The sequence below is a fragment of the Mesorhizobium sp. RCAM 05099 genome (assembly GCF_059683685.1).
This window is the reverse complement of sequence record NZ_CM185035.1, coordinates 2552419-2570378: the sequence shown is the minus strand read 5'-3', so window position 1 is coordinate 2570378 and position 17960 is coordinate 2552419. Positions and strand designations below refer to the sequence as shown.

General features: G+C 64.6%; 18 protein-coding genes and 1 pseudogene. 12 read left to right on the top strand and 7 right to left on the bottom strand.

Annotated features, from left to right (window positions below):
- The first annotated feature begins 57 nt into the window (after positions 1 to 57).
- On the top strand, positions 58 to 1053 hold the full coding sequence (locus AC56QQ_RS12680; protein WP_497127575.1) for an AraC family transcriptional regulator: 996 nt from the start codon (positions 58 to 60) through the stop codon (positions 1051 to 1053).
- Positions 1054 to 1100: 47 nt separating this feature from the next.
- Here AC56QQ_RS12680 and AC56QQ_RS12675 read toward each other — a convergent pair whose 3' ends face one another.
- The 3 genes from AC56QQ_RS12675 to AC56QQ_RS12665 are packed head-to-tail and all read right to left on the bottom strand — an operon-like array spanning position 1101 to position 2998.
- Positions 1101 to 1313 (bottom strand): tautomerase family protein, encoded by a 213-nt coding sequence (locus tag AC56QQ_RS12675; protein WP_497127573.1) that lies wholly within the window; start codon positions 1311 to 1313, stop codon positions 1101 to 1103.
- 28 nt (positions 1314 to 1341) lie between these two features.
- Positions 1342 to 2235: an SDR family oxidoreductase gene (locus AC56QQ_RS12670; RefSeq protein ID WP_497127570.1), complete on the bottom strand. Its 894-nt coding sequence runs from the start codon at positions 2233 to 2235 to the stop codon at positions 1342 to 1344.
- A 10-nt stretch (positions 2236 to 2245) separates the two neighbouring features.
- The gene (locus AC56QQ_RS12665; RefSeq protein ID WP_497127567.1) at positions 2246 to 2998 is read right to left on the bottom strand and encodes an SDR family oxidoreductase; all 753 of its coding nucleotides are present in this window, start codon (positions 2996 to 2998) and stop codon (positions 2246 to 2248) included.
- 103 nt (positions 2999 to 3101) lie between these two features.
- On the opposite strand from AC56QQ_RS12665, the gene AC56QQ_RS12660 reads away from it, so the two are divergent.
- From AC56QQ_RS12660 to AC56QQ_RS12625, 8 genes and pseudogenes are all read left to right on the top strand, one after another.
- Positions 3102 to 3995 carry a LysR family transcriptional regulator gene (locus AC56QQ_RS12660; RefSeq protein WP_497127564.1) on the top strand — a complete coding sequence of 298 codons (894 nt, stop codon included), beginning with the start codon at positions 3102 to 3104 and terminating at the stop codon, positions 3993 to 3995.
- A gap of 141 nt (positions 3996 to 4136) precedes the next feature.
- Positions 4137 to 6770 carry a bifunctional diguanylate cyclase/phosphodiesterase gene (locus AC56QQ_RS12655; RefSeq protein WP_497127561.1) on the top strand — a complete coding sequence of 878 codons (2634 nt, stop codon included), beginning with the start codon at positions 4137 to 4139 and terminating at the stop codon, positions 6768 to 6770.
- A 141-nt stretch (positions 6771 to 6911) separates the two neighbouring features.
- Positions 6912 to 7811 (top strand): LysR family transcriptional regulator, encoded by a 900-nt coding sequence (locus AC56QQ_RS12650; RefSeq protein WP_497127558.1) that lies wholly within the window; start codon positions 6912 to 6914, stop codon positions 7809 to 7811.
- Positions 7812 to 7920: 109 nt separating this feature from the next.
- Positions 7921 to 8550 carry an NADPH-dependent F420 reductase gene (locus AC56QQ_RS12645; RefSeq protein ID WP_497127555.1) on the top strand — a complete coding sequence of 210 codons (630 nt, stop codon included), beginning with the start codon at positions 7921 to 7923 and terminating at the stop codon, positions 8548 to 8550.
- Positions 8551 to 8701: 151 nt separating this feature from the next.
- On the top strand, positions 8702 to 9676 hold the full coding sequence (locus AC56QQ_RS12640) for a glutathione S-transferase family protein (protein WP_497127553.1): 975 nt from the start codon (positions 8702 to 8704) through the stop codon (positions 9674 to 9676).
- Positions 9676 to 10272, top strand: coding sequence for an alpha/beta hydrolase (locus AC56QQ_RS12635; RefSeq protein ID WP_497127551.1), 597 nt, complete (start codon positions 9676 to 9678; stop codon positions 10270 to 10272). Before AC56QQ_RS12640 ends, AC56QQ_RS12635 begins: the two co-directional genes overlap by 1 nt.
- Before the next feature lie 214 nt (positions 10273 to 10486).
- Positions 10487 to 11202: pseudogene (locus tag AC56QQ_RS12630) on the top strand (hypothetical protein).
- A 140-nt stretch (positions 11203 to 11342) separates the two neighbouring features.
- The gene (locus AC56QQ_RS12625; protein ID WP_497127549.1) at positions 11343 to 11984 is read left to right on the top strand and encodes a glutathione S-transferase family protein; all 642 of its coding nucleotides are present in this window, start codon (positions 11343 to 11345) and stop codon (positions 11982 to 11984) included.
- 60 nt (positions 11985 to 12044) lie between these two features.
- On the opposite strand, the gene AC56QQ_RS12620 is transcribed toward AC56QQ_RS12625, so the two are convergent.
- Complete coding sequence (locus AC56QQ_RS12620; RefSeq protein WP_497128979.1) at positions 12045 to 12410, bottom strand: hypothetical protein; 366 nt, start codon at positions 12408 to 12410, stop codon at positions 12045 to 12047.
- 214 nt (positions 12411 to 12624) lie between these two features.
- Between AC56QQ_RS12620 and AC56QQ_RS12615 the strand changes: the two genes are divergently transcribed.
- Positions 12625 to 13065, top strand: coding sequence for a lipid-binding SYLF domain-containing protein (locus AC56QQ_RS12615; RefSeq protein WP_489862413.1), 441 nt, complete (start codon positions 12625 to 12627; stop codon positions 13063 to 13065).
- Between the two features lie 67 nt (positions 13066 to 13132).
- Here AC56QQ_RS12615 and AC56QQ_RS12610 read toward each other — a convergent pair whose 3' ends face one another.
- The gene (locus AC56QQ_RS12610) at positions 13133 to 14755 is read right to left on the bottom strand and encodes an ABC-F family ATP-binding cassette domain-containing protein (protein WP_497127547.1); all 1623 of its coding nucleotides are present in this window, start codon (positions 14753 to 14755) and stop codon (positions 13133 to 13135) included.
- A 255-nt stretch (positions 14756 to 15010) separates the two neighbouring features.
- Here AC56QQ_RS12610 and AC56QQ_RS12605 point away from each other — a divergent pair, with 255 nt between their 5' ends.
- Together AC56QQ_RS12605 and AC56QQ_RS12600 are read left to right on the top strand one after the other, a co-directional pair.
- Positions 15011 to 15322 (top strand): hypothetical protein, encoded by a 312-nt coding sequence (locus tag AC56QQ_RS12605; protein WP_497127545.1) that lies wholly within the window; start codon positions 15011 to 15013, stop codon positions 15320 to 15322.
- A gap of 33 nt (positions 15323 to 15355) precedes the next feature.
- The gene (locus AC56QQ_RS12600; RefSeq protein WP_497127543.1) at positions 15356 to 15640 is read left to right on the top strand and encodes a hypothetical protein; all 285 of its coding nucleotides are present in this window, start codon (positions 15356 to 15358) and stop codon (positions 15638 to 15640) included.
- Between the two features lie 100 nt (positions 15641 to 15740).
- Here the strand turns inward: AC56QQ_RS12600 and AC56QQ_RS12595 are convergent, their stop codons facing one another.
- Complete coding sequence (locus AC56QQ_RS12595; protein ID WP_497127541.1) at positions 15741 to 16841, bottom strand: transporter substrate-binding domain-containing protein; 1101 nt, start codon at positions 16839 to 16841, stop codon at positions 15741 to 15743.
- 348 nt (positions 16842 to 17189) lie between these two features.
- On the bottom strand, positions 17190 to 17897 hold the full coding sequence (locus AC56QQ_RS12590) for an SDR family oxidoreductase (protein WP_497127539.1): 708 nt from the start codon (positions 17895 to 17897) through the stop codon (positions 17190 to 17192).
- Positions 17898 to 17960 lie beyond the last annotated feature (63 nt).

Sequence of the window (17960 nt, the reverse complement as noted above, 5' to 3'; positions counted from 1 at the left end):
CGGTCCAGGCGGTGCGTTCATGGACCCATCAGCTATGCGCGAGTGCTCGGATTGTGAATGCTTGAAAATCCGCATAAGTTGCGCCAGAGTACGGAAATGGCCGCCGACCCGTTCTCCGACATCCTCAAATTCACCAGCGCCGAAACCATGGTGACAGGCGGCTTCACCGCCGGCGGCCCATGGGCATTGCGCTTTCCGGCGCCCGAAAAAATCAAGTTCTTCGCCGTGGTGAACGGCGATTGCTGGATCCGCCTCGAGGGCGAGGACGAGCCGGTGCACGCGCGGACCGGAGACGTGCTGCTGCTCGCTTCACGGCGCTCCTTCATCCTTGCCAGCGACTTGTCCGTCCCGCCGCTCGACGCGATGGCGGTGTTTGCCGGTTGCAAGATCGCGCGTCTCGGCGACGGCAATGACTTCGCCCATATCGGCGGCCATGTCCTGCTCGACCAGGCGAGCGGGCGGCTGCTGTCCGATGTGCTGCCGCCATGGATCCACATTCACGCTTCATCGCCGCAGGCGACGATCCTGCGCTGGATTCTCGACCAGCTGGTCCGCGAGCAGGCCGAGGATCAGCCGGGCGCCAGCCTCGCCTCGGCGCAACTCGCCCAGCTCCTGTTCATCCAGGTGTTGCGGGCGCATCTGAAGACATCGAGCCTGATGCCCGCCGGCTGGCTGCGCGCGCTCGGCGACCCGCGTCTGGCGCCCGCTCTGCGGCTGATGCATGGCGATCCCGGCCGCGCCTGGCATCTCGAGGAACTCGCCAGGGCCGCAGCCATGTCGCGCACCAGTTTCGCCTTCCATTTCAGGCAGACCGCCGGCGTGGCGCCACTGACCTACCTGACCGAATGGCGCATGCATCTGGCCGAACGCGCCTTGCGCGAGGAGGACGTGCCCGTGGCGATTCTTGCCCGCTCGCTCGGCTACACCTCCGAAAGCGCCTTCAGCAACGCCTTCAAGCGCGTCACCGGCAGCGCGCCCAAGCGCTACCGGTTGGCCAGGCGAGTCGCCCGCACGGACGAGACGGCATCGCGGTCGTTGAGCCTGGCGTCCTGAAAGGGGGCAGGCGCACACAAGCTGCCGCCCCCTCTCCGGTTGATGCGCTATTCCTTGGCGCGATAGGCTTCCGGCACGATGAAGACTTCGTCGGCACGGCCGTAGCCGCCATCGGCGACCTCTTCCACCAGCACCATCGTGTAGGGTCGGACGCCTTCGCCGAAAAATTCGACGAACATCGCCGTCGTGCGATGGATGAGGTCTTCCTTCTGCGCCTTGGTTAGAGCCGCTTGCGGCATCTTGATGTTGGCGAATGGCATGATCGTTTCCTTCTCTTCGAGGGTGGGTTCAGGCTTTGGGATGAAGCAGGTCGGCAAGGCCGATCCGCTCCATGAGTTGCGTACGCACGCGGTCGGCGATGCCGTTGACGATCGCCGCGCCATCGTCGGATGGGTCGATGTGCACGCGCAGCGGGCGCCTTCCGTGCGGCATGGCGACGAGGTCGACGATCGCCGTGGCGACATCGGCCGGATCGGCATCCGCCGGCTCAAGCGAAGCCAGCCCCTTCAGCACCTGCTGATCGACATCGGCGTAGGGCCCGGACCAGTAGAGCGCGGCTCGCTCCGCATCCGCGGGCGCGGCGGCATGGTGAAAATGCTCCGTACCCTTGGTGAAGGCGCCCGGCACGACGATCGTCGTTTCGATGCCGAAGCGGGCAAGTTCCAGCGCATAGCTCTGCGCCAGCGCATCCATGCCGGCCTTCGCCGCGAAATAGGGCGCGAGGAATGGCGGCGTGCCGCCCCGCGTGCTGCTCGAGCCGACCCAGATCATCTGCCCCCTGCCGAGGGAGCGCATATGCGGCAAGGCCGCACGGTTGACGCGCTGCGTGCCGACGACATTGACGTCATAGAGCTGCGCCAGCTGTTCGGGCGCAAAGGCCTCGGTCGGTCCAAACCCCATATGCCCGGCATTGTGGATGAGCACATCGAGCCGGCCGGCCTCGCTCAGGATCAGCCGGACCGCCGCTTCGGCGGAAGCATCGGAAGTGACATCGAGCGCGATGGGCTTGAGCGCCAGACCCTCGTCGCGGGCGAATTTCTCCATTTCGGCCGCCGCCACGCCACCGCGCGCCGCCGGGTCGCGCATCGAGGCATAGACCGTGTGGCCCGCCCTTGCCAGCGCCCGCGCCGTCATCGCGCCGAAGCCGCTGGAAGCGCCTGTGATCAGGATTGTTTGTTGCATGGTCGTCTCCTCAGATCACGCCGCCATTGGCGCGGATGATCTGCCCATTGACCCAGAAGCTGTCCGGCCCGGCCAGGAACGAAACCACGCCTGCGATGTCGTCGGGCTGGCCGAGCCGGCCGAGCGGGATCATTTTGCCGATGGCCTCGATCTGCGCCTCGCTCTTGCCGTCCAGGAACAGCGCGGTCTCGATCGGCCCCGGCGCCACCGCGTTGACGGTGACACGGCGCGCGCCAAGCTCCTTGGCCAGGATGTGGGTCATCGCCTCGACGCCCGCCTTGGTGGCGGCGTAGACGCCGTATCCCGGCTGGTAGAGGCCGACGACACTGCTCGAGAAATTGATGATGCGGCCGCCGTCGCGAAGCCGGCGCGCGCCTTCCCTCATGCCGCGGAACACGCCGCCGAGATTGATCGCGATCTGCGTGTCGAACGAAGCGTCGTCGGTCTGCGCGATCGGCGAGGTCTTCATGATACCGGCATTGTTGACGAGGATGTCGATGCCGCCGAAGGCCTTTTCGCCGGCGTCGAAAAGAGCGGCGATGCCGGCCGGATCGGCGATATCGGCCTGAACAGCGATCGCCTTGCCGCCGCCGGCTTCGATCGCACGCACAAGCTCTCCGGCCTCCGCGCGGCCCCGCGAATAGTTGACGACGACAGCGACGCCGTCGCGGGCCAGCCGCTGCGCGATGGCCGCGCCGATGCCCTTGGAGGCGCCGGTCACGATCGCCGTTCTGGTTTGTTGGGTCGTTTGCTGATTTGTCATGGAAGTCTCTCCGTGTTGTTGGTGACACGGATATAGGCCAAGCCGTTTCCCGGATAATCGGCCGCCTATTGACATCACTATTCGGAAATTGCGAACAAAGGCCATGGATCGTCTGGACACGATGCGGCTCTTTGTTCGCGTTCTGGAGCGGCGCAGCTTCACCGCTGCCGCCGCCGATCTCGGCCTGCCGCGTTCAACCGCGACGGAAGCGATCAGGCGGCTCGAGGAGCATCTCGGCGCGCGGCTGCTGGAGCGGACGACGCGGCAGGTGAACGCCACGCAGGATGGCGAGGCCTACTATCACCGCTGCCTGTCGATCCTGGCCGAGATCGAGGATGCCGAGGCCGCCTTCCGCAATGCCGAGCCGTTCGGCCTGCTGCGCATCGACGCCAGCACGCTGCTCACCCGCACATTCCTGTTGCCGCGCCTGCCCGAATTCCTCGCCCGCTATGTCAGGATCGACCTGCAGATCGGCCAGAGCGACCGGCTGGTCGATCTCGTGCGCGAGGGGGTGGACTGCGTGATACGCGTCGGCGAGCCGCCCGACAGCGGCATGATCATGCGGCGACTGGCGATGATCCGCGAGATCACCTGTGCCAGTCCCGCCTATCTCGAACGGCACGGCACACCCACCTCCCCAGATGCGCTCGATGGGCACCAGGCGGTGGGTTTCGTCTCGTCGCGCACCGGCGAGACCCTCCCGTTCGAATTCACCGTCGGTGGCAAGACCCTTGAAGTCCGGCTGCCGGGCCGCGTCGCCGCGAACAATTCCGACACCGCCGCCGATCTGGCGCGGCTTGGGCTGGGCTTGCTCCGGGCGCCGCGCTACCGTTTCGAGAAGGACCTTGCCGACGGGACGCTGGTCGAGGTGCTGGCCGACTACCCGCCATCGCCGACGCCGCTGTCGGCGCTTTACCCGCAGAACAGGCAGCTCTCGCCGCGCCTTCGCGTCTTCCTCGACTGGGCGTCGCGCATCTTCGCGGAGGCGAACCTGTAGTCCCGTCCATTGAGCCCCGGCTCAGCCTGCAAGCCGAAATCCCGATGCCGAAACTTACATTCAGCTTGGAAGTTCAAATTTAAGCGTTTTCTACTAAGGTGCGACCGGGGGCTGTTGTTCAGGAAAGGTATTCAGGTCGAATTGGCCATAACGAGATTCAATCTCGGCCGTGTCAAACAGGCCGTTTTCTCTTCCGCCAACTTGCCGGCGGCCATTGCTTTTGTTGTGCTTTTGGCTTGCGCCATCATTGCCGACCAGCAGAACAGCAGGGTCTCCGATCAACTGGCGCGCGCCGATGTGCTGGCCAAGGTCAACATCATCCGCGCCAAGCTCGAGGGCAACATAGGCGGCAATCTCCAGCTTGTTCAGGGCCTCGTCTCGACCATCGTTACGGAGCCCTACATGGGCCAGCAGAGATTTGCCTCGCTCGCGACCAATCTGTTCCAGCAGAAATCGCAACTGCGCAACATCGCCGGCGCGCCCGACCTCGTCATCTCGCTGATGTACCCTCTGAAGGGCAACGAGAAGGCGATAGGCCTCGACTATCGCAGGAACGAGGCGCAACGCATGGCGGCATTTCGCGCGCGCGACCAGCGCGTGATGGTGTTTGCCGGCCCCGTCGACCTTGCCCAGGGCGGGCGCGGCTTCATCGGCCGCATTCCGGTGTTCGTGCCGACGGCGAGCGGCGGCGACCGCTTCTGGGGCATCGTCTCGGCGGTGGTCGATGTCGACCGGCTCTACGCGGCGAGCGGGCTGACCGACCCGGATCTCGACATCGATGTCGCACTCACGGGCAAGGATGCGCTGGGCGGCGGCGGCGAACGCTTCTTCGGCGGCGGCAATGTCATCGCCGGAAATCCCGTTTCGACCGACGTGCAGCTGCCTTCAGGCTCCTGGCAGATTTCGGCCATCCCCAAAGGCGGCTGGCCAGCCGCCCCGAAGAACGAGTTGGCCCTGCGGGCGCTCATGCTGCTCGCCGGCGCGCTTGTGGTGCTGCCGATCATGGTGGCCGGGCGGCTATTCGGCGAAAGGCAGAAAAACTACGCCGAGCTGAGACGCCTGTCCGGGCGCCTGGAGCTGGCGCTGGAGGCCTCGGGCATCGGCGTTTGGGAACACGACCTCGCCACCCACAAAATGGTGTGGGATGACCGCGTCAACGAAATCTACGGCAAGCCGGCCGACGGCAAGCCGCGCGGCTATGACGACTGGGCACAGGCGATCCATCCTGAAGACATCGGGCGGGCGCTGCGGGATTTCGATCTGGCCACCGTGAAAAAAGGCCCCTACTCCTCACAATACCGGCTCCTGCGCCCCGACGGCACCGTCCGCCATGTACGCACCCGCGCCAGCTTCTTCCAGGATATCGACGGCACGCCAAAGCTGATCGGCGCCGAATGGGACGTGACCAGCGACGTGCTGCTCAACGAGACCCTCATGCGCGAGCGCCAATTGACGGAATCGAAGAACGCCGAGCTCAATCTCGCCAAGGCGCATATCGAGTATGCGGCGCTGCACGATTCGCTGACCGGCCTGCCCAACCGCCGCTATCTCGACGAGCTGCTGGCCGAAACCGGCGAACCGGACCGCCACACGGCGCTGCTGCATCTGGATCTGGACCGCTTCAAGCAGATCAACGACACGCTCGGCCACGCCGCGGGCGATGCCATGCTGGTGCATGCCTCGAAGGTCATCAAGGCCAATGTGGGCCGCAACGATTTCGTTGCGCGCATCGGCGGCGACGAGTTCGTCGTGGTGAGCCATGGGCTCGACGATGACCAGCTGGCGGCACTCGCCGACCGCATCATCGAGGAGATGCGCCAGCCTGTGGACTATCGGGGCCATCCGTGCCGGTTCGGAGTGAGTATCGGCATTGCCGCCAACAGCGGCATCGACGCCGTGCAGCTGCTCGTCAACGCCGATCTCGCGCTTTACCGGGCGAAGGATCGCGGTCGCAACCGCTATGAGTTCTTCAACAAAGAGCTGCAGAGCGAGATCGTGCGGACCAAGCAGATCGCTGATGAGATCCTCGGCGGGCTGGAGCGGAACGAATTCATCGCCTACTACCAGCCGCAGTTCGATGCCAAGACGCTCGAGATCGTCGGCGTCGAGGCGTTGTCGCGCTGGAAGCATCCGCGGCGCGGCATCCTGCCCCCCGACACCTATCTCAAGGTGGCCGAAGAGCTCAATGTCGTGGCGCTGATCGACCGTACCGTGCTCGAACAGGCGCTGGAGAATTTCGGGCGTTGGTCGCGCGGTCACCTCAACATCCCACGCGTGTCGGTCAATGTCTCGGCCAGGCGCCTGGAGGACAAGGACTTGATCAGTGGCCTGCGCAAGCTCGGTATCAAGGCAGGAACCGTGTCGTTCGAGCTGGTGGAGTCCATCTTCCTCGACGAGAACGACGATCTGGTCACCTGGAACATCGAGCATATCAAGGAGCTCGGCATCGACATCGAGATCGACGATTTCGGCACCGGCCACGCCTCGATCGTCTCCCTGCTCAAGCTGCAGCCGCGCCGCCTCAAGATCGACCGTCAACTGGTCACGCCCATCACCGGCTCAAGCGCGCAGCGGCACCTGGTGTCGTCGATCATCGAGATCGGCAAGTCACTCAGCATCGAAGTGGTTGCCGAGGGGGTCGAGACGATGGAGCACGCGCGCATCCTGAAAGAGCTTGGCTGCGATATCCTGCAGGGCTACTTTTTGGGCCGCCCGATGGAGGCCAAGGCCTTCAAGGCCTTCGCCCAGTCGCGCAAATGGCTGGCCACGGGGTAGTGCGCCCACCCCGCTCGCCTCGCGCCCCGGTCCGCTCGACGGCAGCGGCCCGACGTATCGTTACGAAGCCCGTGCGTGCGCCTTCGCGCCATTTGCGGTTATGGTAGATACTCGACAGTCGCCGCGATTGAGGTTCCCAGCATGGACAGACTGGCATGCGACCGGATGTTGGTTGCGGTCATTGAGCGCCGGAGCCTGTCCGCCGCTGCGCAAAAACTCGGCGTGAGTTCGGGGCAGGCGTCCAAGCTGGTTTCCCGGCTCGAGGAAGAACTGGGCGTGCAGCTGCTTCATCGCACGACCCGCTCGGTCTCTCCCACTGAGGCCGGGCGCGCCTATTTCGAGCGGATCAAGAGCCTGCTCGAGGAGATGGACGAGCTGGATTCCACCATCCGCAGCGCGTCGGGGGCACCGCGTGGGCGACTGGTCATGTCCGTGCCGATTACCTTCGGCACCGAGGTCCTCGCGCCGCTTCTGGCCGAGTTCGCGCGGGCGCATCCGCTGATCGAGCTCGACGTGTCGTTCTCTGACCGCGTGGTCAACCTGGTGGACGAAGGTTTCGACCTCGCCCTGCGTATCGGCACCTTGCGCGACAGCACCCTCATTGCGCGAAAGCTCTGCCCGATCCGGCTGGTGACCACGGCGGCGCCATCCTATCTGCACGCATTCGGCGCTCCGGACCGTCCCGGGGACGTGACCGGACACGCCTGCATCCTCGACACCAACTTCGCCGACGGGGCCAGCTGGCGTTTTGCGCGCGGCTTGACGGTGCCGATCCGCGGCCGGCTGCGCTTCTCCAACGCCGAGGCCTGCGCGGCCGCGGCGGCGATCGGCCTGGGTCTGGTGCAGGGCCCCAGCTTCGTCGCCGGCGAGCGCATCCGGACCGGTCAGCTCATTCCCGTGCTGGCCAACCACGAGGCCGACCCGATGGCGCTTTGGGCCGTCTACACCACCGGCCGGCACCTGGCGGCCAAGGTGCGGGTGATGGTGGATTTCCTCGTCTCGCGTTTCCAGGACAGCCCGCCTTGGGACCAGGGCTGGTAGACTTTCCAATTTGGAAGAAATCTTCTGCAATTTCGCCAGATAGAAGTCGATACGGAACAGGTCCATATTCCCGTCATCGCCGCAGGGCAAGCTGACAGGAGTACAGGACATGACACTCGCAATCATCGGTACCGGTAATATGGCCAAAGGCCTCGCCACAGTGTTTTCGGGCAGCGGCAACGCCATCGTCTTCGGTTCGCGCCATCCGTCGGAGGCCGCCTCGGTCGCCAGCGGCTTCGGCGACACCGTCTCCGCCGCCTCGATCCCCGACGCCGTCGCCAAGGCCGACATTGTCTTTCTCGCCGTGCCCTATGATGCCGCGGCCGCGGTGGTCAAAGCCGCCGGAGGCTTGGCGGGCAAGATCGTCGTCGACTTGACCAATCCCATGAAGGCCGACTTTTCCGGCCTTGCCATCGGCTTCTCGACCAGCGCCGCTGAAGAAATCGCGCGGCTCGCCCCGCAGGCCAAGGTGGTGAAGGGTTTCAACACCTTGTTTGCCTCGGTGCTGCAGAATGGCGGCAAGGTCGCCGGCACTCCGGCAACGGTGCTGCTCGCCGGCGACGACGCGGGCGCCATTGCCCAGGTCGAGGCGCTGGTGAAAGCAGCCGGTCTCAAGGCCATCGTCGCCGGCCCCCTGGCCGCGTCGCGCAACATCGAGGCTGTCGCCGCCCTCAACATCGGCCTCGGATATGGCCAGGGAAAGGGCACCGATATCGCTCCGACCTGGGTCGGCATCTGATCCAGGCCTTGATCGCGCCGCGGCCTCGGCGGCCGGAACGCGCCATCCAAGAACAAAATAGCAAGCCGCGACGCGCCACTTGATATCGGTCAAGTGGCGCGCCGCTGCACCCGTGGACAATCCCCCAGTGATTGCGTGAAGGACGAAGACGATGCTCATTGAAGGAAAATGGACGGCCAACTGGCAGCCGGTGCAGGCAAGCGATGCCAAGGGCGGCTTCATCAGGCAGGTTTCCGGCTTTCGCAACTGGGTGACGCCTGACGGCAGCGCCGGACCGACGGGTGATGCTGGTTTTGCAGCCGAAGCGGGCCGCTATCATCTCTACGTCGCGCTCATCTGCCCTTGGGCATCCCGCACGCTGATCGCGCGCAAGCTCAAGCGGCTTGAGGACACCATCTCCATCAGTATCGTCAACCCCCGCCTGGATGATGAAGGCTGGGCGTTCGGCGGCTATCCTGGCACTGGCCCCGACGACATCAACGGGGCCCGCCATCTGCATGAAATCTACACCAGGGCCGACCCGCTCTATACCGGGCGTGCTACCGTGCCCGTCCTTTGGGACAAGCAGCTTGGCACCATCGTCAACAACGAGAGCGCCGATATCGTGCGCATGCTCAACTCGGGCTTCGGCGACCTCGCAAGTGGACCGGATCTCTATCCCGCGCCGTTGCGGGCCGAGATCGACGCGCTCAACGCGGATATCTATCCGCGGCTCAACAACGGCGTCTATCGCGCCGGCTTCGCCATCACGCAAGTCGCCTATGAGGAAGCCTTCGATGACGTGTTCTCGATGCTGGAAAGTCTCGAGGCCCGGCTCGACAACGGTGGGCCTTTCCTTCTGGGCGATGCCCTGACCGAGGCCGACGGGCTGTTCGTCACCCTGGTGCGCTTTGACGCCGCCTATCACGGCCTGTTCAAATGCAATCTGCGGCGCCTCGCCGACTATCCGGCGCTGAGTGCCTATATGGCTGCGATGCTGGCCGTGCCGGGGGTCGCTGAAACCGTCAGCATCGAGCACATCAAGGCTGGCTACTATTCGGTCAAGGCCCTCAACCCTAACGGCATCGTGCCGAAAGGGCCCGACCTGCCGGGCCTCGCGCCCGTCTCCGTGACAGGGCAGAGCTGATGGATCGCGGCCTGGTCATCCTCTTGCATGGCGTCGGCAGCAATGGCGCCAACATGGCAGTGCTCGGTCGGGCGCTGGCACACGCACTGCCCGGTTTCGTCTTCGAAAGCCCTGATGCGCCCCATGGCAGCGGCCCGCATCGCGAGTGGTTCAGCGTCATCGGCGTCACCGAGGCCAACCGCCCCGGGCGCGTCGTCGCGGCGCGGCCCGGTTTTGACGCGGCTGTCGCCGCTCTGATCGCAAAACACGGTTACTCGAATGCGCTTGACCGCGTAGCCCTGCTCGGCTTCTCACAAGGATCGATCATGGCGCTCGACGCGCTGGCCAGCGGGCGCTGGCCTGTAGGGGCAGTGGTCGCTTTCTCGGGACGCCTGGCATCCCCGCCACCCCTGGCGCCCGCGACCGGCACGCCATTGCTCCTGGTTCACGGCGACGCCGACCCGATCATGCCTTCGGGCGAGAGTATCCGGGCGGCGGAGCAGCTGAAGGCGGCCGGTGTCCGGGCCAGGATCGCGATTGAGCCCGGTCTGGGCCATCAGATTTCAAACGGCGGCCTCACCGAGGTGGCCAGGTTCCTCGACAACGTGCTGCCCTGATCATCCGTGTGCGGACGGCGCAGCAACAAGGCAAAACGCAACGCTATGGCGCAGCGCGCCCGAACATCGAGGAAGCAGCCCGGGGCCGCGGCGCGATGGTTTGGCGAACTCGAATAGGTGCTTGCGCATGCTGAAGGAACTGTTTGAGCCTGATTTCGGTTACCTGCTGTGCAACCTACATTCCACGAAGGCACCCGATGAGCGAACATGAAACATGGCAGTCAAGAAGCGCGGCTCTTTTCGAAAGATCCTGAGTGGCATCGTGGCGGCAATTGCCGCCGCGCCTGATCGCACGTCCGAGCCCGGCGTGAGCACGGCTACAGCGTCAGTGGTCGCGGAATGGCCGCTGCCGCCATCGGCAACGCTTGGCTCCTCCTTGCGCCTGAAGGGGATCGAACGCGAAATTCGAGCCCGCCTGCCCTGGGCGGTGAGGAAGTTCGCCAAGGCCGAGACAGGCCGCATCGTGTTGCGCATGTTGCGAACCGACGCGGATGCGTTCCAGGCCGCCTCCGAAACCATCTCCAGGACGCTGGAGGGCATCGAAGCCCTGGCCGTGCTTCCGCGCGAGGCAGAGGACATTCTCACCGTCTCCGCCCGCGAGCGCCACAAATGGCTGAAGGACGGCCGCCTGAAGAGCATCGGCACCCGCACCGTGAAGATGCGCGGGCGATCCAAGGCGGTGACCTTCCATGTCTTCGATCCACGCCACATCGAGGACATTCTCGATCGTGACCGGCGACCACCTGGCGGGAGGAGGATGCACAGGAAGCGTCCGAAAACAGACGGCGCGGTGCCGGCAAGGCCGCTCTGACGCGAGCAGGAAAGCGAGAGCGCAAGGCGCGCAGTGTCAGGAATCCGGGAAAGGATGATGCTCCACGGCCAAAGCTGGAAGGCTGGGACACATTCGAGGCGGAAGGACTGCTGCGCTAGGACCGAGGACGCGCGCCTTCGGTTCGGGTCGCGAAATCCAGATGGTCGAAAACGAGGTAGGGTGTCGGGAAGCACCTCCGCCGTGCGTCCTTTGGTGCAACCAAGAACCGGACACCTGACCAGCCACCCGGAGCCTCCCAATGATCCCCACCATCACCGCCTTTGAACGATCGCCCGATGGCGGCAAGGGACTGGCGCGCGATACGCGTGTTCGCTGGGCGCTCGAAGAAGTCGGGCAGCCTTATGAGGTTCGTCTCGTTTCCTTCGCCGGGATGAAGGCGCCTGAACATCTGGCCATCCATCCCTTCGGCCAGATTCCCACCTATGAGGAAGGGTCTCTGTGCCTGTTCGAGACCGGCTCGATCGTCTTCCATCTTGCCGAGCAGCATGCGGGCCTGCTGCCCAGGGACCGCGATGCGCGGGCGCGTGCCATCACCTGGATGTTTGCCGCGCTCAACACCGTCGAGCCGCCGATCCTCGAATTGACGACGGCAAGGACATTCGAAGCTGAAAGGTCCTGGAGCGAGGAGCGCCTGCCCTTGGTCAAGGACCGCGTTCGCGCACGGCTGGACAAGCTCTCGGTCTACCTGGGCGCCGCCGACTGGCTTGATGGCGCGTTCAGCGCGGGCGATCTGTTGATGGTATCGGTGCTGCTGCGAATACGCATGTCAGGCCTTCTCGATGAATATCAGAACCTGGCAGCCTATGTGGCGCGTGGGGAAGCCCGGCCCGCTTATGCCAGGGCTTTCGCCGCGCAATTTGCGGTCAATGCGCCATCATAAAGCTGGGCCGACAGCAGGTTTGAAGTCAGCATGCCGCCGAGCCTCTGAGCTCTCGGGGGGCTACGGATATTTCGCCCTGGCGACCGCAGGGTTCAGATCGCCTTGCAATTCCTTCGGCAACGGAAGGCTCGAGCATTGCTGGTGTACGTTGCGGGCGTGAAGCTTCCGCTGCTTCTGCTCGGCCTCCTTGGTGGCCGCTATGATCCCCAGCCCATACGGGCCAAGGGCTGCGAATTCCCATCCCGGATGTTGTTTCTCGCGAACCGCGTAGTCAGAAGCCGCCGCCCGGGCCTGCTGGCATTCCGGCGACGTCCATTTCGGATCCTGCGGCGAAAGCGAGGTCCCATAGTCGACCGGAGAGGTCGCGCATCCAGCCAGCGTCGCGACCAATGCGACCGACATTGCAATTCTTATCGCAATTCTCATCCCGAGCCCTTCCCAACCAGTGGGGAGAGTACACAGAACTCTTCTTCCCACAAGGCAGACAGCTTCGATGAGACAGGTCGGGATACGCTTGTCGGTCGAAACCGCCATTCGCCGCGTGCCGGGAACCAATGACGGGCGAGACTGTTCAGTTGTAACTTTCATATGACGCTGGCAAGCCCGGCCGGGTAAGCGGCGACCTCCAGGAGCTCCCATCATGAATATTTCGTCCACAATTCGTTCCGTCTCGCTTGCCGTCATCGCCGCCGGGGCAGTCAGCGTCGCCAGCGCCGCGCATGCCGACAGCGGCACGATCCGCTTCGCCGTCTACAAGGCGGCCTTCTTCGTCGGAGGCTCCGGCGGAAAAGGCACCTTCACATTCCATGGCAAGAGCTACCCGATCTCGGTCGGCGCCGTGTCCGGAGGCCTGGCTTTCGGTGTTTCCAAGACATACTTCCGCGGCACCGTGCGCCACATCCGCCGCGCCCGCGACGTGACCGGGGTCTACGGAGCGGCCGGCGGCGGCGGCACGATCGGCAAGGGCGCCCAGGTGATCATCATGACCAACGACAAGGGCGCCCAGCTCGAATTGTCAGGCAAGCAGGTCGGTCTGCAGGTCAACGCAGACCTCAGCGGCATGGCGATCTCGTTCGACTAAGGCCATCATTCCACACGGACGATATTCAAGGGGCGGTGCCGGCTTCGAGCCGACACCGCCCCTTCGTTCAGCTCCTCAAGCCCGGCGCCTCCTGCCCCGTCCTCTCCACATATTCCGTATAACCCCCACCATATGTGTGGATGCCTTCGGGCGTCAGCTCCAGCACGCGGTTGGAGAGCGCGGCCAGAAAATGCCGGTCGTGCGAGACGAACAGCATGGTGCCTTCATATTGCGACAGCGCCTCGATCAGCATCTGCTTGGTGGCGATGTCGAGGTGGTTGGTGGGCTCGTCCAGCACCAGAAGGTTGGGCGGGTCGAACAGCATCAGCGCCATCACCAGCCGCGCCTTTTCACCGCCTGACAGCACCCGGCAGCGCTTCTCGATCTCGTCGCCGGAAAAGCCGAAGCAGCCGGCGAGTGCCCGAAGCGGCGCCTGGCCAGCCTGCGGAAACGCGTCCTCCAGCGTCTGGAACACGGTGCGCTCGCCTTCCAGCAGTTCCATGGCGTGCTGGGCGAAATAGCCCATCTTGACGCTCGGGCCTCGCGCGACCGTGCCGTTGTCCGGGTCGGAAGCGCCGGCCACCAGCTTCAGCAGCGTCGACTTGCCGGCGCCGTTGACGCCCATGATGCACCAGCGCTCGCGGCGGCGGACCTGGAAGTCGAGCCCCTCATAGATGGTGCGGCTGCCATAGGCCTTGTGCACGTTCTTCAAGGTGACGACATCCTCGCCGCAGCGCGGCGCCGGCTGGAATTCGAAATTCACGATCTGACGCCGCTTGGGCGGCTCGACGCGGTCGATCTTGTCGAGCTTCTTCACCCGGCTCTGCACCTGGGCGGCGTGCGAGGCGCGCGCCTTGAAGCGTTCGATGAAGGCGATCTCCTTGGCCAGCATCGCCTGCTGGCGCTCGAACTGCGCCTGCTGCTGCTTGTCGGCGATCGCCCGCTGCTGCTGGTAGAATTCGTAATTGCCGGAATAGGCGGTCAGCGAACCGGCGTCGATCTCGACCACCTTGTTGACGATGCGGTTCATGAACTCGCGGTCATGCGAGGTCATCAGCAGCGCGCCGTCATAGCCCTTCAGGAAGGATTCCAGCCAGATCAGGCTTTCGAGGTCGAGATGGTTGCTCGGCTCGTCGAGCAGCATGACATCGGGGCGCATGAGCAGGATGCGCGCCAGCGCCACGCGCATCTTCCAGCCGCCGGACAGCTTGCCGACATCGCCGTCCATCATCTCCTGGCTGAAGCCGAGCCCGTCGAGCACCTCGCGCGCACGGCCGTCCAGCGCATAGCCGTCGAGCTCCTCGAAGCGATGCTGCGCCTCGCCGTATTTCTCGATGATCTCGTCCATCTTGTCGGCCTGGTCGGGGTCGGCCATGGCCGCCTCGAGTGCCGCCATTTCGGCCGCGACTTCGCTGACCGGTCCGGCGCCGTTCATCACTTCGGCCACAGCGCTATGGCCCTCCATGTCGCCGACATCCTGGCTGAAATAGCCGATGGTGACGCCGCGATCGACCTGCACCTGGCCTTCGTCCGGCTGCTCCTGTCCGGTGATCATGCGAAACAGCGTCGTCTTGCCGGCGCCGTTGGGGCCGACAAGGCCGACCTTCTCGCCCTTCTGCAGGGAGGCCGACGCCTCGATGAAGACAAGCTGACGGCCGTTCTGCTTGCTGATGCTTTCAAGTCTGATCATGCGGTTTCCGGACTATGCCTGCGATGAAAGGATTTGCCCGGCGCCTTACGCGAAGGACGGCAGCAAAGGAAGAGGCACAAGCGCCGCAGACAGCCGATCTCCCCCCTCGTGGGGGAGATTGGCAGCTTCACCCCAGAAACACTCCAGAAACAAGATTCAACAGTCCGGAAAAACTGGCGAAAAAATCGCCTGTCATAACCATCCCGCGGCGGACGAAGCGGGTCGCCGCACAACGCAAAGGGATGGTCCCGAGAGATGCAACGACGTTCGACCGGATGGATGGGTGCCCTTATCGGCATTTCGCTCGCCATGTTTGCGGTCGCACAGTCGGGTGCGGAAGCGGCGGTGACCCGAAGCGAATATTGCAGCCGGCTCAGTCTTCAACTCGACGAGGCCATCGAAACCAAAGCAAGCCCCGGTGCCAATGCGACAGAGATCGCCGAGGCAACGGCACTCCAGAACAAGGCGAACCGGTTTTGTGCCGAGCGCAAGCAGGCACAAGGCATCCGGACCCTGGCCAACGCCTTGAGACTTCTTGGAGTGACACCGGTCGATCTGAACCAGTGACAGCAACCATCAACCCCTGAAGGAATGCCTATCATGAACAAGCCCCTCCTCTCCGCGCTCGCCCTGGCCATTGCCCTCGGCCTCGCCATGCCGGTAGTCGGCGCCAGCACGGCCAACGCGGCCGCGACCACCACGGCCGCGTCGAGCGCCGCCCCGGCTGCGTCCGCTGCCGTCAACAAACCGGTCCAGGCCGCCGCGCACAAGCACGTCAAGAAGCATGTCAAGAAGCACCGCAAGCACGTGAAGAAGCACACCCACAAGCACACCCACAAGCACACCGGCAAGAAGCACGGCAACAAGCACGCCAAGGCTTATTGATCGCCTCTCTTCCCGACTTCCTTCCGGAAAAAGGCCGTCCTCGCAAAAGCGAGGACGGCTTTTTTCTTGCGCGCAGCCCGCGGGATCAAGCCCTGTCGGGCTACTTCTCACCCAGATACTGGAAAACGGCCTGCTTCCACCAGTCGCTTTCGACGGTCTGCAGCAAGGCGACATCGAGAGGCCTGCGCAACGGACTGCCGAGCGGCAGCGCAATGGCATATTGCTGCTGGTCGAAGGTCGCGTCGAGAACCTGCAGGCTCGTCGCGTAGTTCTGCCCAACGAGCCAGCCGAGCAGCGGCTTGTCGTGAACCAGCGCGTCGATCTTGCCGGCACGTAGCGCGTCGAGGCCCTCCTGGATCGAGGCGAAGCCTTGATGGCGGACATGCGTCGAATCCAGATAGGAAGCCGTCGACGAATCCCGCACGTTGCCGACCCTGACCGTGGCGAGGTCGCCTTCGCCCTGCACCATCCCTTCCATCTGCGTTACGGTCAGGACCGATGTGACGCCCGCGGTAAACACCGCAATCACAATGATCGATCCCATCATCCAGATCGCGGCGAGCACGCGTCCCGGCACGGTTCGCGGGCCGAAGTCGCCGGTGCTGGCCTGCGTCGCGGCGATGGTCGACCACCACATGCTGGAAAACAGGCCCTTGGCAACGCCGCCGCCGAAATCATCGTTGTGGCGACGTTCGAACAGCCAGATCAAGACGCCGACAACGACCGATATGACGATCAGCGCCAGCACCGCCTGCAGGAAACCGAACGACGTCAGTGCATTCATCACCGGCCGCCATGACGGTTGATTGTTGAGCGGTGTCGCGATGCCGAGCCCGGTCGAGAAAAAGGGTTGCGTGAAGTCGACGGCCTTTTCGCGGTCGGCCGTGACCGTGATCGCGGCCATCGTCGCATCGAACTTGCCGCTGACGACGCCATCGATCTGGTCCTGCACGGTCGGCACCTCGACATAGTGGAAACGAAGGTTGAGCCGCCCGGCTATTTTCTGCCAGAGGTCGATGCTCAGTCCGGACCAACTGCCGTCCTGCAGTTTGAAGGCGAAAGGCGGCGCGGCCTTTATCCCGACCGAAATCTCCTTCGAAGACAGGTCGGGGGAAGTCTGAGCGACCGTGGCGCCAGCCCCGACACACGCCACGACGACAATGGCAACCAGTGCCATCGTCCACGAAGCAACTCTTCTCACCGGCAACGGCTCCCAGCGACCAGTTCTGCCGCTCGATCGTCGCGGCCTTCGAAAAATAGTCGCCGTGCCGTCCTTCGTCCATCGGCGATGTCGACGCCCGCCGCTCGACGCACGACGGCCCAGGCTACGACTCGGCTAAAAACAAGCAGTTAGAGCAATTTCACGATTCAGATGTTGAACCGCCTCGAGCGACGCCAAGCGCCGCCCGAACCTGCGGCCCGCTCATATTGCGGTCGAAGACGCCGGTGCCCGGCCTCGGCCCAGAGCCGACGGACCGTGCCGCCGATCATGCCCGTGCGCGAGAATTCCGATCTTCATCTTCGCCTCCTCCTCGGGCAGGATCGCTGGTCACCACGGCAGCCTTTTGCCGTCTCGGAAGAAGCCGCCGGTCGGGCCATCGTCCGGCAAGGTCGCGGCCCAGACGACACCGGCCGCCCCTTGCGCGACCGGGCGTCCGCCCGGTCCGCCCATGTCGGTGGCGACCCAGCCCGGACAGACGGCGTTGACCAGCACGCCGGTGCCGCGCAATTCCGCCGCCAGCACGCAGGTCAGCGCGTTGAGCGTCGCCTTCGACGTCGAATAGGCCGGCGCCCCTGCCCCCATCGAGGCCAGCGAACCGCCCTCGGAGGAAACGTTGACCAGCCTGCCATGGCCACTGGCCTTCAGCAGCGGCGCAAAGGCGGACGCCGCCCGCCAGGCGCCGAACACATTGGTCTCGAACGCCTCGCGGATCACCGTCCAGTCCGGCCGCAGCGCCCGTGCGCCGGCGTCATAGTGGATGGCGGCGTTGTTGATCAGCACGTCGAGACGACCGAACCGGCGCTGCACTTCAGTGGCCGCCAGCGATGCCGCGTCAGGCGCCGCGACATCGAACTGGATGGCCTCGACATGACCATCAAGTCCTTTTGCCGCCGCCTCGCCCTTGGCGAGATCACGCACACCAAGCAGCACGGCGAAGCCGAGTTTTGCCAGCTGGCGCCCGGTTTCCAGGCCGATGCCGCGATTGGCGCCGGTGACGAGGGCGACCTTGCCCGAATGCGCTGTCTGCCCGGTCATCACGCAGCTCCCTTTGGGCCTCGCCCGGTCCCGTCCGCCCCCGCGGACCGCAACCACGCGCAA